Genomic DNA, 15,725 nt, shown 5'->3' on the forward strand with positions numbered 1-15,725 from the left:
GACACAACGCGACCATTCCGACTTTCTTTACCCACCTGTCCTTAAGGGTGCTAGCATCCAGACATTACGAGATCTCCGTGGGTTACTACGCTCATCTTCCATACCATGCCGTCCGCACACACCTTGGTACGATGGGTGAACTAGTGACGCCTTCGCCTCCATAGTGCAGGCTCGACCTTGCCCCATCTTTGGCCGACCGGTTCGCAAATGCGGGTAGCCCCGTTTTACTACGGCCTGGTATTTCTCCTCAAGCCCTTCAGACTTCACCTCGCGGTGAACGCCCTGCCCTCTAGTATTTGTAACACTAGCCCCTGAGGAATTACCCCCAGGTTTGGATATAAGTCTCCTAGTCCGAGACTCAGTGGGACTTTAACCCACCTGATGAGCGTGCTGCCACGCACGCACTATGAGCCCCTCGGACTCCCTTCCTGCAGACCGTTCACTTCACCTCTGGGGCTTATAGAAGGCCTCTTTACGGTTTCTGCAACCGTGCAGGGGAGGGCCTCCCCAGTTCACTGCATCCTCTTTCATACCATGCCGTTCCCTCTACGCCGGAGGATTCTTCACTGCCGCTCCAAGTTCTAGGCAGCTTCCATGGCCTTCGTCCATGTACGCGGGACTCGGCTTCCTCTTTTCCCTCTTGCGAGGCCTTTTTGACGACGCGGCAGGATTCACTTTCATGTTACGGCCTGGTATGTTGCTCGCCCTGCCTCTGACAGGTACTTTCGTCGATACGCTTCTACGTACAGATTTCGCCATACGTAGGTATCCTAGCTACGCGGGGGCTTGGCCCTTCCCGCGACCGGACTTTCACCGGCTAGAAGATGCGTGCTTAGCTGGGCACGCCGCAAAAAAAAGGTGCAGAAGCAAAAGCGCTTCTGCACCAAACCTTATTGTGACAACAGCTCCAACAATCTCAGGATACTGGTGACCGCTTCCGCGCGGGTCAGCGTCTCATTCGGCGCGAAGAGATTGCGATCGCGACCGTGAATGATGCCCATGATACGAACCTCTTCCACGTAACTTTTCGCCCATGCCGGAATACGGGCATCGTCTGCAAATCGGGTGTGCGTATGGTCGGTCAACTCCGCTCCTGTTGCTCTTGCGATCATCACCGCCATTTCCACACGAGTGACCGGGCGACCAGGTCGAAATGTTCCATCTTCATATCCTGAAACAATGCCTGCCCTTGCCGCCAAATCAATCGCTTGCTTTGCCCATTCGCCAATTTGCTCCCCGTCCGCAAAAGCAGGCGCATCGCCTCCCGCTTCTCCTTCCAGCCGCAAGGCACGAACGAGCATCAACGTAAATTCAGCGCGGGTGACGGCATGATCCGGTCTAAACGTACCGTCAGGGTATCCGGCAATGATGCCTTTTGCATAGGCTTCCTGAATGAACGGCTCCGCCCAATGACCCGCAATATCCGCAAATAACGGCTCCGGGGAAGGCGGGTCCGGCATCTCCTCTTGCATACGTTCCACGGTGATGGAATACGTTCTGCGCGTTCCGTCTTCTGCAGTGACCACGATGTCAATGATATCCGTATCCGTGTGCAAGGGGATGCGAATGCTTCCCTGATCACTCCGGACTTGCCGACCATTCACGCTGATTCCAGCCTGATGATGTGCAGCACGGATCGTGAGCTGGATGCTGTCAGCATCATGCGGGATCAAAGCCTTGTACGTCGTAATGTCCCCCGAAAATTCCGGTATCAACGCGCCTTCTGACAAGATGAGCTCCCTCAGTGTTGCATTGCCGGAGCGGATATAGACAGGCGGACTCGGCGGTTCTGAAGAAACCGGCTCCCGCTCTAAACGAAAGCGCCGGGATATTCGGTAACTCTCTTGACCAACCTGATCTTTGGCGTAAATGTGCAAATACCAGTCGCCGCCGTTTTTGTCTGCATGACTCAACGTGCTTTGGTTAATGAAAGGTTGCCAATATGCATGTTCATCCAACGGGTCTGAACTCGTTGACCAAACATAACGGAGGGAAGCGGCATCGATCCCGCTGCCGTCGTCCTTCACGTTGACTTGACTGGATATGGTCCGCGAAAGGGTTTCATCGCCGTCGGGTTTCAATTCGATCTCCGGATTCGTGTGATCGATACGGATGAGTACATGCTCGCTCATTTCATTGCCTAATACATCTTCCACTCTGAACCAAAGCGAGTACTGCCCCTCTGTTGTGAAGTCGAGCGGATCATGATAAATCTCCCAAGCCGCTCCTTCATCCAACGAATATGCAATGGGCCGCAGCGCGATCCCGTGGTCATGAGAAGCATAAACCGCTGCGGTCACACTTTGGTTCGTCCACGTTCCGCTGGGATATGCTTTACTGTCATTATCGGTAAAATACAAATCCACATCCAGCTTCAGGCCGCTTCTGCTGATCTTCACGGTCCGCTCAACGATCGTACTCTTATTGCCGATGTCATCCATCGCTTGCGCCTGGATCTTCGTTTGCCCTTCTTCCGTCACCTCTAAGCGGATAGGTGTACCGTTAAATGCACGATCCTCCCACTCCTTGTCACCGACTTTCACACGAATCGTGTGAACATCTGTCTGCCTTGGGTTAGCGGCGCTGTGGTCGATCGCCACTTCCACTTTGGCAGCATTGGTCCAGCCGTCGGGATGAAGGGTGATCGTCGGCGGTTCCGGATTTCCGCTGTCCACGACGATGTCGAGAGTCTCGGACTTGTCGAATAAGGAGACGGTGATCGTCGCTTTGCCGCCTTTGACGGTGCTGACCTCCCCGTTAGGATCAACACGCACAATTTCGGGGTCATCCGGATCAACGCTATACCTGGCGGTTGTTGTCGCATTGTAGCGATCCCCGTTTTGATGTTCCGTATTCACGGTAATGTGGGTCTTGTCGTCAAGGTTCAACTGATCGTTTGCAATGGACGCAGCCCAGGAGATGAGCGGGTTTTGCCATTGGAGAAATGGCCGATGTCCGTCGTACTGGTACCAGCCCTCTGTGAGATCCCAATCCTTAAATGTTTCCGGATCGCGGAGATCCGCCTCTTCCACAGGTATTCCGATTCCATTGTCAGGGAGTTCACCATCCGTATAGCTATCGGTCAACCAGTAGCTGCCGGCGACCTCAATGATATTTCCTCTTTCTTCATATTCATTATTCGCCCCGACCAGCCCGCCAGTCTCAGAATGACCTGTTACCTTGCCTGTCGCGTAACAATGCTCAACTTCTATCACTGAACTTATTGGCGAATCGTAACCATTTGTAACATTAAATCCGATCAAACCACCCACGTATTGCTTACCGTTGACATTCCCTGTCGCATAGGAGTTCTTAATTCTGACCACACCAGATGGAAGGGCTTCAGCTTTACCAACAAATCCACCTACAAGCTGGTCTCCATTAACCTCCCCAGTCGCATATGAATTCGTGATTTCATTGACACTTCCTATATTTCCCGATGAAATTATGCCAACTAAACCACCTACAAGATTATTTATGCCCGCAACGTCACCAGTTGCAAATGAATCGCGAATCGTAATCTTTTTACCAGTCGAACCCCTAAATAGACCTGCCAGACCCCCGACTTCACGCTCTCCGACAACTTCGATATGGGCGGATGACCCGATCACGTCATTTCTAACAATACCGGCTAACCCGCCAACCTTCATTTCTCCTCGAATAAGGGTTCCCGTTACCGTACTGTTTTCAATTATCCCGTAGCTATACCCTACTAACCCGCCGATGTAATCATACCCCTTGATCTCCACGACCTCGAGATGGACATTCCGGATGACAGCCGTTTCTGACGTTACTCCAAACAAAGATTGGTAGTTCTCATCTTCACGGTTGATCTTTAAACCTGTAATTTGATAGCCGTTGCCATCAAATGTTCCGGTAAAAGGAGAAGAGTATTCCGTTGCGATTGGCAACCATCCTTCTCCGGAACTGTAAGTTGAAAGATTAATATCGGCTCCCAATTTGAAATGGGCATCCAGATAATCTCTCACTTTGTTCAGCTGTTCAGCGGTTTCGATAATATACGGGGCTTCTTCCGTGCCTGAGCCGCCGGCAAAATCACTGCTTAACGGCGCGAATGCACCGTCATCGGCGGCCTGAACCAATATGCCGACATTCCCAAACAGTTGTGTCCAGGTCCATCCGAAAAAAAGAACTAACGCCGCCAACAGAACGGATGATTTAAACGGTCTCATTTTCCTTTCACTTCCTTTCTAATGTGCGGAGACCGCAAGTTCCACATCATTGTCCGTCATAAAGTCCACTCCTCGCCTTCTCCAAGGCTTCCAGATCAATTCTTTCCATCGCAAGCATGGCCTTGTTCACGCACTGCTGTTGTTCCCCGGATTCGTCGGAACTGATCGCTTCCCAATCGGAGGGAAATACTTGTCAGCACGATGCTCTATCATCTATCCAACAATCTTAGCAGCATCACCGTCGCTTCTGCACGGGTAGCCGTTTCGTTCGGCACAAACCGGTTTCCGCCGCGGCCATCGACAATGCCAAGTTTGCGGATGGCTTCGACCGCACCTTTCGCCCACTGCGGAATCGTTTCATCATCGGCAAAGCCGGTTGACGCATTCGCGTTAAGCTGTAGTTGTAACGCCCGAGCGATCATCACCGCCATTTCTACGCGGGTGATCTGTGCGTTTGGCCGGAAGCTGCCATCGTTGTATCCATCCACGATGCCCGCTTGTACGGCCTGCGCAACGGCTTGCTTCGCCCATCCGCCGATCCGGTCATGATCCGTGAAAGTTAGCGCGGAGCCGTCACCTTCCAGTTTCAATGCACCTGCCAGCATCACAGTAAACTCGGCGCGTGTGACTGGATGATTCGGTTTAAATGTGCCATCTGGATAACCGCTGACGATGCCTTTCTCTACAGCACGCATGATGTAGTCCTCCGCCCAGTGTCCGGCAATATCAGAAAATGGCATCGACGATTCATGAGTAGCCGTCTCTCGAATCACGGTCAGCGTATATCGCTTCTCGGTACCGTCTTCCGCACGAACGACAAACGTGAACTCATTGTTGCCACTTGTCAGCTTCTTGCTGATCGGCACCGAGCGTGACAAAAGTACACCATCAACGTACACTTCGGCCGCATCGTGCGCTGCTTGAGCAATAAATACCATTTCCTCTGCATCTGTAAATACGGTGTAATCATGCACATCAGGAGCAAACGAAGGTTGTAAAGTTAACATCCGACCGTTTGCCCATATTTCCAGTGATGAAAGCTTGGCATCGCTGGAAACACGATCCGTACGGGAAGACGGTGATGACGAGGAGCTTCGCTTACGCTCGTCCAGCACGATCACACTTACCTTCGCCTTGATATTCAGCGGATTGTTCACCCACTCAGGCAATTGCAAGGTGCCTATAAATTCATAACGACCAGCCACCTTGCCATTGTATTCAGGGTGAACTTCATTCCAGCTCACTTGCACCTCAATCGTGCGAAGATCGTCCAACGTAACATACACCGAATCGGGTACGGAAACATCCTGCAACTTCGTGTTATAAGGCACATATATCGTATCTGGCCTTTGAATTTCCGTAATCGTTAGCAGTTGGCGCTCAATGTATAAAGAATAAGTGCGCTCCTCCTTTTCATTTTCTGATATAACTTGGATATAAATCGAATTGTCACCGATCTCGAGCACCGCTTCTTGCCCACCAATCACCTCATACGATGCCGATGAGTCGTAAGTTGAAGCTGTTACTGTCACGCGATCCATTGAATAAGGTACCGTCAAATAATAAGTAAACAGATCTGGATTGAAATTTTCTAAAATTTTACCATTGATTCGAATCTCAGACAACTTGGCATTCGACCCCGGTAAAACACGAACCTGTAGCTTTGCCTTCAATTTATCCGGGTTCAGATAATATTCGGGCAATTGCAAGCTTCCAGATATCCAATATGTCCCAGATTGATCCGGATTGTAATCAGAATTCACTATTTCCCAATTGACTCCCACATCCGGCTCTAACGTCTCGTTGTCCAGTTGTATAGAAACCTCGGTTGGCAAATATTGCGCTAATTGATCGCTCGTGATATGCTTGCTTATTTCAAGCGTATTGAGATCATTCACCGCTTTTACCACAGCATACGGCGTTGCGCTAACCGGAGCTGACAACTGGCTTCTACTATTCCCTTCAGTAACGGCTTGCACAGCAAACCAATATTTTGTTCCTGCCTTTAACTCATCAACCAGCCATGATGTGTCCATAAGCGGCTCGTCATTTAATGGTTTCCAGTTCGATAAATCCTGCGTATCCGGCGGCTCTGATCCTGTAGCCATATAGATTGCGTAAGAGGAGGCATCAGAAACCACCTCCCATTCAAGCTGCACAGACCTTTCTCCAGCCTTTGCCGTTACGTTAGTCGGAGCATTTATATCAACCTGCCCGATCGCATATAAATGTCCATCGTAAGAACCCACATAAATCGTACCATCGGCACCGATGGCCGCTGATGAAGTAATCGAACCGCCTGTCTGAAATGACCACCGCATATTGCCCGCTGAATCTATCGCGTACAAATTGCTGTCGTGAGTTCCGACATAAAGCATGCCATTGGCATCGACAATCGGCGTAGCATAAGTAACGTATCCAAATTCCGCCGACCATCTGGGGCTAACGTCATCCGCCGCTTGTTGCGGCGCAAATGCATAGAGTTTCGAATGAGTCTTTATATAGATCGTACCGTCAGAACCGATAACCGGAGTGCTGGAGATCGGATCTTTTGCATCAAACCTCCATTGTAATTGACCCGACGAATCCAGTACATATAAATTACCATCCTCTGAACCCAAGTAGATCGTCCCATCATCCCCGATTGCCGGTGTCGCTCTGATCGCACTACCCGTTTTAGTTTCAAAGATCCATTTCGGCTTGACATCATCCGCATCTTGCTCCGGTTCAAATGCATAGAGAATACCTTCGAAATCACCCACATAGATCTTACCATCAGCTGCAATTACCGGGGACGACTTAATCATCGGCCAAAATGCTGATATTTTGTATGACCACTTTTCCCTTCCCGTATCTCCATCGTCGGAAATTGCATGAAAAGTACCGTCCTCGGTAGCGACATAAATCGTCCCGTCCGCTCCGATGGCTGGTGAAGGGGACACGAAAACCAGTGACCCTATTTTCAAATCCCATTTCAAAGTACCGTCTGGATGAATCGCATATAAATAACTGTCATCCCCCCCGACGTAGATCGTCCCATCAGCTCCGATGGATGGCGACGAATAAATGCCGGGGTTGCCAAAATCACTACCATTGATCGCAAATTTCCATTTCTGCTCGCCACTCGCCGTCAACGCATACAAATGCCCGTCGTCTGAGCCGACATAAATTGTACCGTCTGCAGCTATCGCCGGTGATGAACGTACACGTCCTTCAGTTTTAAATGACCATTTCATATCAAACGCTTCGCTGCCGGAAAACCTCGACTGTCTCGTCCAGTTAAACGCCGTCGGTTGAATCGCTTCCAGGTCATAATTCCCTTGCTCATATCCAGAGCCTTGTATAAACGACTCAGCAGCAGATGCTTCAACGCTGCCATCGACAAGTATAATGGCCATATAACAAAAAATAGCGAATAACAGATTGAATTTTTTATTCATCTTCATATATTTCCCACCTTTGTATCAATGTATCAATGAAGAAAACGCTAAAAACCTGGCAACCATTATAAAAAGATTTACTCATTTCAAACTGAAAACATTGAAGCTAGAGTGAAAGGCTGGGCGGAGCCAGCCCCTCCTCATCAAACCGTACGTGAGGTTTTCCCTCATACGGCTTTCCGGTGATCGTCATCATGCAGCATACAGATTACAAGTGCGTTTCCAGTCTATATAGGACGGACATTGATTTCACTTCGTGACGATGAGGGAAATACTTGTCAGCACGATGCTCTATCATCTATCCAACAATCTTAGCAGCATCACCGTCGCTTCTGCACGGGTAGCCGTTTCGTTCGGCACAAAACGGTTTCCGCCGCGGCCATCGACAATGCCAAGTTTGCGGATGGCTTCGACCGCCCCTTTCGCCCACTGCGGAATCGCTTCATCATCGGCAAAGCCGGTTGACGCGTTAGCGTTAAGCTGTAGTTGTAACGCCCGAGCGATCATCGCAGCCATTTCTACGCGGGTGATCTGTGCGTTTGGACGGAAGCTGCCATCGTTGTACCCATCCACGATGCCCGCTTGTACGGCCTGCGCAACGGCTTGCTTCGCCCATCCGCCGATCCGGTCATGATCCGTGAAAGTTAGCTCAGAACCGTTGCCTTCCAGTTTCAATGCACCTGCCAGCATCACAGTAAACTCGGCGCGAGTAACCGGATTGTTTGGCTCAAAAGTGCCGTCCGGATAACCGCTGACAAAGCCTTTCTCTACAGCACGCATGATATAGTCCTCCGCCCAGTGTCCAGCGATGTCGGTAAATGCAATAACCGGTTCATTTGGCTTTGGCATTTCACGATAAATGGTCAGCGTATAGGTTTTCTTCGTGCCATTCTCCGCTTGTACCGTTAGCTCAATCGTATTGTCGCCTTCCTCCAAATCGACTTGAATACTGTCCGTAATTACCTTGCCCTTCCATATCACTTTCGCCGCGGAGTGAGCTTCTTTGACCACAATCTCAATTCGTTCGCCTTCTGTACGGGCCGTATATTCTGTTGTTCCAGAAGTAAATGAAGGGCTTAGTTTCAATAATTTCCCTTCCACCCATACTTGCAGATCCGCAAGATCCGCATTGTTGGACAACACACGGCCGCCCCCGCCACCACCGGAACCGCTGTTACCTCCTGGTGCTCTTGGGGTCGCTATCGCTACATTAGAGAAATCGCTGGCTCCTTCTGCAGAGACAGCCTTCACTGCGAATACATACGTTGTTCCGTTCGTCAATCCCGTGACATTGTAGGAATTCGCCGACACATTCGATTGAATGAGCTTCCAGTTCGCCGGATCGACAGGAACTGATGTGCCTTCCGCTTGGTAAACCGCATAAGTCACGCTGCCTGTTCCCGTGACCGCATCCCACTTTAATGTAACGGAACGATCAGCCGCAGAAGCTGTTAAATTCGCCGGTGCAGGTATCGTTGCAATCGTGTAATGCTCCTCCAGCACTTCGCTGTCTAGCATGCCGTTCTTTACAGCGATCGCCTTGATTGTTATCTCCGAAGTAACTTCGATTGGTCCGGTATATTCGACACTGCTGCGGCTCGGTGTACTGCCATCCGTTGTGTAGTAGATCGTTGCTCCTTCCGTTGTCGTGCTCAATGTTACCATTGTACCAGCCAGGACTGCACCGCCCGCAGGACTTGCGATCGGCTTGGCGACTTGATCAGGAGGTAAGATCGTGTAATGCTCCTCCAGCACTTCACTGTCCAGCATGCCGTTCTTTACGGCAATCGCCTTAATCGTCATCTCTGTTGTCACTTCGATGGGCGCGGTATATTCGATGCTGCTGCTAGTAGGCGTGCTGCCGTCCGTTGTGTAGTAGATCATTGCATCGTTCGTATACGTGCTCAACGTCACCGTTGTACCAGCCAAGACTGCACCGCCCGCGGGACTGGCGACTGGCTTCGATACTTGCTCTGGCTCCGCTTCTTGTGAGAGCGTGATCGTATACGTTTTACTTTTTTGCAAATAAGGGACGACTTCCACGGTAACGACCGTTTGCTCATCGGTTACTGGTATATTGACTCCTTTAGCGGGATCGGATTGTCGCTCACCATTCACATACACAGCTGCAAATTCCGCATTTTCCAGTGTCGCGAGCACGTTCACCAACGTAACATGATTGTCAATTAATACCGTGTATTCCTGCTTCGAAGGATCAAACAAGAGTTCCAATTCCCGACCGCTTTGATCGGTTAGCTCAATCGTTTCGAGATCACTTGTTGGAATGTTGAGTTGACCTGAACGATTATCACCCCAGGCCATGATCGTCTCATCCTCTTTCAAGGCAAGCGAATGGTAGAATCCCGCTGCAATCGCGATCACGCCGCTTTTCGCTGCATCAGGTACAACCGTTTGTCCGTGGTCGTCCGATTCTGTGTTGTCTGAAATGCCCTAGGCAATGACAGAGCCGTCAGACTTCAAGGCAAGAGAATGTACATACCCTGCCGCAATGGCGACAACCCCGCTTTTCGCTTCCTCCGGCACAGAAGATTCTCCGAAATCGTTTCTCCCCCAAGCAAACACCTCCCCCGATTCAGTTAATGCCAAAGAATGATGAGCTCCTGCACTAATGGCTACTGCATTGCCCTGCACCTCTTCAGGCACATTGAGTTTTCTCCATCCCCAATCTCCCCACGCAATCACATCTCCGTCTTCTTTTAGCGCTAAAGAATGCCAATATCCCGCCGCGATGGCGACAACGCCGCTTTTCGCTGCATCAGGTACAACCGTTTGTCCGTGGTCGTTTCTCCCCCAGGCAATGACTTCTCCCGAAGATGTGAGGGCTAACGAATGGAAGGCAGCAGGTCCCGCAGCAATGGCTACGATATCGCTCTTCGCTTCCTCCGGCACATCGGTTCCCTCTGCTCCCCCCCAGGCGATGACCTCGCCGCTTACTGTGAGAGCCAGGGAGTGATTATCTCCTGCGCTCACCGAAACAATATTGGACTGCGCTTCATCGGGGACTTCAATGGGGACCATGGTTTTGTCAATTTTATTCTCCCCCCAGGCGAGCACTTTCCCGTCCGCTGTTAAAGCTAAGGAATGATTCCGTCCTCCTGCAATCTGCTGGACCCCGCCCCAACGATCACTCAAGGCTGGATGAAAACTCCCTTGAGCAGACACGTTGTCATAGGGTACCGTGATCAGAAACGACTGGATGAACAGCAAAGCGATGCACAGCTTCACCAAGCCGTTCCCCATATTGCTTTTATATGATTGTTTCATGCTTTTCCCCCATGGATTCATCTCTTACAAATCCTCCTTCAAGTTAATCTCTGCATAGCTTCACCCCATCTATTGTATATTCTTCCAATCCCATTGTGATCAACCCTGCCCGGCACAAAAGATCAAAAAGGTTGAGCAGGGTGGTTGAGATAATTTGTACAAAATAAAAAGAACGGGTCAGAACAATTGTAGTGTTCTGGCACGTTCCAACGCTTGTAAGCGATTTTTGGATTGCAATTTGCAGTAGATATTGTTAATATGTGTTTTTACGGTTGCCAGGGAAACATTCAATTTAAGCGCGATTTCTTTATTAGACATTCCCGTTTCCATCAACCGAAGCACGCTTTGTTCTCTGGCTGTAAGAGCAGCCAACGTTCTATCATGGGGAGTACCGGCTTCCCTTTCGGCTAGCGGAATCAGTCTCCGCAGCCGTTTCACATAGGATAAAGGCACCTTATGGCTGGGGCGGCGAAGCTGATTTTGGCGCAATCGGATATATTGATCCAACAATTGCCCAAGTGATGCTCCTTCGTCGACAAAGGTCCGGATATACCCTTCCGGCCGCGCCAATGCCAGCGCTTCTTCCAGTACGTCCATGGAGTCCGAAATCTTTCCTTGTAAGGATAGGATCATACTCTTGTGAACGAGCAGACGAATTCGGTCGCTTTGCCGTCCTTCTTCTATTGACAGCTGGAGTAGACGCTCCGTCAATGCTGCGGCTTCTTCCATTTTTCCTTGCTCCGCCAATATAGAGGCCAGTAAATCGTATTCCTTGATCATGGATACCGGAATTTCATCACGGAATCGCAAGCGGCTCTTTCTCAGCCATTGTCTCACCGGTTTCTCTTCTCTATGCATCCTGCCCAGCATGGCGCGAAACGAGGCGATTTTCCCGGACAAACGCGAATTCGCCGTCTTGGACGTGAGTTGGGTTAGCTCGCGTAATATGTGCTTTGACGTCGCCTCGTCTCCTTGTACGGTGGCAATGCGGGCAAGCCAGAGCGCTGCGATGGTCGCCAAGCTTCGATGATCATGCAATCTTCCAATATCATAGGCTTGGCGCATCAGCTTTTCCGCTTCGACCAAGCGATTTCGTTCGTACTGCATTTTGCCTAAGTCGATATAAAGATGAGCAACAAAAAGCACATTTCGGGTTTCAGACCAAATCGACAGCAAGGACGTTAACACCTGCTCCGCCAATCGAAGGCTGTCATCCGACACGTAGATATCCCACACCGGATGATAGCCATCCACGTCGCTCCCAAACTCAATGAAGAAATCGCCTTCCGGATGCTTCTCGACATATTCATGTGAAAATTGAACGGCATATTCAAAATCACGATCCAAAAACGTGCGAAATGCAGCCAGAAAAGCGAGTCCGGCTTGCAATGTTTCGGCTTCTTCAGGAGGAAGGGGATCTGTGTCCTCTTCTAGCCTGCGAACCGCTTGCCAATACCCGTCAGTGGCCGCTTCGACATGCCCGGACAAGTACTGGGAAGCGAGTTTTGTCAACAGCATCATCGGTCTGGCAAATAACAGCGTGTCGGGAATTGCGTTTAACCACTTGCAAAGCGTCGTCCATTCATTGGTCATCAGCTCCGGTGTCATCACCTCTATCAATGATAGCGCATGTTCATAATCGGCAGCCGCAAGGTAATGATCTACCGCTTCATGCGGATAACCGTTCTCTTCCAACCATTTTCCCGCTGTCATGTGAAGTGTTTGCCATTGCCGCGGCTCGCGCATTTTCAACTGCGCCGTCAAAAATTGCCGGAATAAATGATGATACCTGTACCACTCCCGCCACTCGTCCAAAGCTACAAGAAACAAGCTTTCCTTGTCTAATTGTTGCAGATACGCATGACTTTCGGCTATACCGGTTACCGCTTGACAAAGTTCGCCCTTCATCCGGTCCAAAATGGAAGTATAGAGTAAAAATTGCTGCATCGTTGCGGATTGTCGGGCTAACACCTCATCAAAGAAGTAATCCGATATATCACGTTCCGTCCCCGCCATCTTCCGGATTAGAGATACGGGATCGGTATGTTCGTGCATTGACAAGACCGCCAGTCGCATCGCCACTGCCCAACCCTCTGTCTTTTTTTGTACGGTCGCCACATCTTCATTGGATAATTGTATACCACCGCACTTCGCAAAAAATTCAGTCGTTTCGTCCGGCACAAACCGGAGATCGCTCGCCTCCAACGAGATCAGCCTATTTTCTGCTCGTAGTCTGGAAAGAGGAAGCGCTGGAGAATTTCGGCTTGCAAGATAGAGATGGACATGTAGTGGTAAACGTTCCAGCAGATAAGTGACGCCCTGCAAGATGGACGTTTCTTCGATATGATGAAAGTCATCCCATACGAGCACCATCGTGTGTGAAATGCGATGTAGCCCGTTGATGAGCGCAGCAATCAGTGAAACTCCCGATGGATCTTCCACGGCATGACGAAGCACAGCCTGTTCGTTAAAAGACGGATAAGCTTGTTTTAGCGCCGCAATCGTATGTGCCCAGAAACGCATTCGATCATTATCCCCTTGATCGAGCGAGACCCAGGCGACGGGATTTTCCAGCGTCATCACCCATTCGCCGAGCAATGTCGTTTTGCCATACCCGGCTGGAGCTGAGATCAAAGTAAGCGTGCGATCTAACCCTTCATGCAAACGCCGGGTGAGACGGGAACGCACAACAAGCGAGCTTCGCGATCGAGGAATATGCAGTTTCGTGGCTATGATCATGGCTTGCCCCCCTCCCTTATTTGGCAACCGTCATGAGATATGAACATTTTTTCTATTATTTTACCAAAAAACTTTTATTTAGGTAGGGCCTTATCGGAGCATGTCAAATCACTTCGATCGACAATGCTGGGGGTACTATTAACTTGAAATAGAATGGAGTACATCTTTCCGCTAGTCGAGCACAGGAAGGCGGACGATAAAACCTTTCGTCGTTTGCTCACGACAATATTCAATCGTTCCCCCATGCTTTTTAATAATGGATAATGTTATAGACAAACCTAACCCTGTGCCAGCCTTATTCTTCCTTCTGCCTTCCGAAGTTCTATAAAACGGTTCAAAGATAAACGGAATGTGTTTTTCATCTATGCCATCTCCGGTGTCCATGATAGAAATGAAACACTCTCCTTCTTGACTTGCACACGTGATGATCACTTTTCCTTGTGGCTTGTTGTACATAATAGCGTTCTCGACCAGATTGCTGATGGCTCTCTGGATTAAAATATCGTTCCCATATATCTCAACATCAGGATGGATGTGGATTTCAATAGAAATTGTCTGTGCCAAAGCTAAATCGTTTAATTCACTCACGACTTTACGGATCATTGAACCCACTTCAATCACATCCTTATCCGGGTCATTATTTTTAGCCAGAACGAGCAGTTCATTGACCATATGATTCATTCGTTTTAACGTCTTTTCAAAAATGTCCGAGAGCTGCCGATAATCTTCCATAGTCGCGGATGGGTCACTCCTCAAGACGTCCAGATTCGTCTTCAAAATCGTCAAGGGAGTTCTAAATTCATGAGCGGCATTGGCCATAAAACGTTCTTGCTGCTGAAAAGCATGTTCTATTTTTTTCAGCATGGTATTGAACGATTCCGTTAATTCTTTCAATTCATCATTTGGCAGTTCCTTAGCAGGAAGCTGCACAGACAAATCGTTGGCATTGATTTTCATAAGCCGTTCACTCAATAAACGCACTGGCCACAGACTTCTTTTGGAGAGATAAAACGCCCCGACCCCACCTAATATAATCATGATGAGCAGGCAGATCAGCGAAAAAAGGAGAACTTGTCCTTTAAATGCAATCAATTCAGATGAAAAGCTTACATCCGATCTGAGCATCCCCTCTTCGTTTACCTGATTCACTTCAATGGTGGGTACGATCACTTCATGATCTTGTTGAAGTAGCATATCATTGGGCTTCACATGAACAGCAGGAAGCATAATTTGAACAAAAACATTGAGCGAAACCAACAGAAACACGCCTGTCAATATGATTAAACCCAGGTTCCACAACACGATTCTTCCCGCCAATGTGAGCCGCTTGCTTTTCATCATTTTGATAACCTCTCAATTTGTTTGTTCAGTCGATAGCCGTACCCTGGCACTGTATTCAAAAAGTTTGCATGGATAACGGATCTTATCTTACTACGCAAAGTCGTAATATGTACCCTGACGGAACTAGAAAAAGGGTCCGCATGCTGATCCCACACATGTTCAACCAATTCTTCAGAAGAGATAACTTGATCAGGATGAGATAAAAAATACTGTAATAAGGCAAACTCCTTACGAGTAAGGGTCAGCTGTTGCCCAGCACAAGTTGCTGTCATCGTGATCGGATTCAACTCGATAGGGCCATAGGTGAGCAGCGGGCTTTCTCGTAAAAGATCACGTCTCAATAAGGCGCGTATTCTTGCTTTCAGTTCTTCAAAATCAAATGGTTTACCAAGATAATCGTCCGCTCCCAAATTCAATCCTTTCACACGAGAAGATGTATCAGAAAGCGCTGTTAGAATCAGCACTCTGATTTGTTTGGACAGATGTCGTATGTGTTGCAGCACGTCTAACCCATTCCTATCTGGCAAGTTTAAATCCAAGATGATGATATCGTAGGCATGGATTTCCGCCAGGTGACAGCCTTCTTCTCCATCTAATGCAATATCTACCGCAAATCCTTCCATTTCCAATCCTTTTTTAATCGCATTGGCCAAATCTTGCTCATCTTCAATTACCAGCATCCGCATCTTTTGCTCACCTCTCATAAAACAATGTAGTCGGGGAATGG

7 protein-coding genes are annotated in these 15,725 nt (G+C 49.1%); all 7 read right to left on the minus strand.

Annotated elements, in window-relative coordinates:
- Positions 1-890: 890 nt before the first annotated feature.
- Positions 891-4,193 carry an S-layer homology domain-containing protein gene (locus MKX64_RS04340; RefSeq protein ID WP_155619138.1) on the minus strand — a complete coding sequence of 1,101 codons (3,303 nt, stop codon included), beginning with the start codon at positions 4,191-4,193 and terminating at the stop codon, positions 891-893.
- Between the two features lie 209 nt (positions 4,194-4,402).
- Positions 4,403-7,639 carry an S-layer homology domain-containing protein gene (locus MKX64_RS04345; RefSeq protein WP_341035404.1) on the minus strand — a complete coding sequence of 1,079 codons (3,237 nt, stop codon included), beginning with the start codon at positions 7,637-7,639 and terminating at the stop codon, positions 4,403-4,405.
- A 288-nt stretch (positions 7,640-7,927) separates the two neighbouring features.
- The gene (locus MKX64_RS04350; protein WP_341035405.1) at positions 7,928-10,015 is read right to left on the minus strand and encodes a chitobiase/beta-hexosaminidase C-terminal domain-containing protein; all 2,088 of its coding nucleotides are present in this window, start codon (positions 10,013-10,015) and stop codon (positions 7,928-7,930) included.
- A gap of 69 nt (positions 10,016-10,084) precedes the next feature.
- Complete coding sequence (locus MKX64_RS04355; protein WP_341035407.1) at positions 10,085-10,918, minus strand: RCC1 domain-containing protein; 834 nt, start codon at positions 10,916-10,918, stop codon at positions 10,085-10,087.
- Positions 10,919-11,095: 177 nt separating this feature from the next.
- A complete protein-coding gene (locus tag MKX64_RS04360) occupies positions 11,096-13,657 on the minus strand; it encodes a LuxR C-terminal-related transcriptional regulator (protein WP_341035408.1) in 2,562 nt (853 codons plus the stop codon).
- A 171-nt stretch (positions 13,658-13,828) separates the two neighbouring features.
- Positions 13,829-14,998, minus strand: coding sequence for a sensor histidine kinase (locus MKX64_RS04365; RefSeq protein ID WP_155619136.1), 1,170 nt, complete (start codon positions 14,996-14,998; stop codon positions 13,829-13,831).
- Positions 14,995-15,684: a response regulator transcription factor gene (locus tag MKX64_RS04370; RefSeq protein ID WP_155619135.1), complete on the minus strand. Its 690-nt coding sequence runs from the start codon at positions 15,682-15,684 to the stop codon at positions 14,995-14,997. Before MKX64_RS04370 ends, MKX64_RS04365 begins: the two co-directional genes overlap by 4 nt.
- Positions 15,685-15,725 lie beyond the last annotated feature (41 nt).

The sequence above is a fragment of the Paenibacillus sp. FSL M8-0334 genome (genome assembly GCF_038000405.1).
GTDB classification, from domain to species: domain Bacteria; phylum Bacillota; class Bacilli; order Paenibacillales; family Paenibacillaceae; genus Paenibacillus_AQ; species Paenibacillus_AQ campinasensis.

Bases quoted from the DNA above. Each gene is read 5' to 3' on its own strand.
- MKX64_RS04345 (WP_341035404.1), bottom strand. From the start codon at position 7,639: ATGAAGATGAATAAAAAATTCAATCTGTTATTCGCTATTTTTTGTTAT.
- MKX64_RS04365 (WP_155619136.1), bottom strand. From the start codon at position 14,998: ATGATGAAAAGCAAGCGGCTCACATTGGCGGGAAGAATCGTGTTGTGG.
- MKX64_RS04340 (WP_155619138.1), bottom strand. From the start codon at position 4,193: ATGAGACCGTTTAAATCATCCGTTCTGTTGGCGGCGTTAGTTCTTTTT.
- MKX64_RS04370 (WP_155619135.1), bottom strand. From the start codon at position 15,684: ATGCGGATGCTGGTAATTGAAGATGAGCAAGATTTGGCCAATGCGATT.
- MKX64_RS04360 (WP_341035408.1), bottom strand. From the start codon at position 13,657: ATGATCATAGCCACGAAACTGCATATTCCTCGATCGCGAAGCTCGCTT.
- MKX64_RS04355 (WP_341035407.1), bottom strand. From the start codon at position 10,918: ATGAAACAATCATATAAAAGCAATATGGGGAACGGCTTGGTGAAGCTG.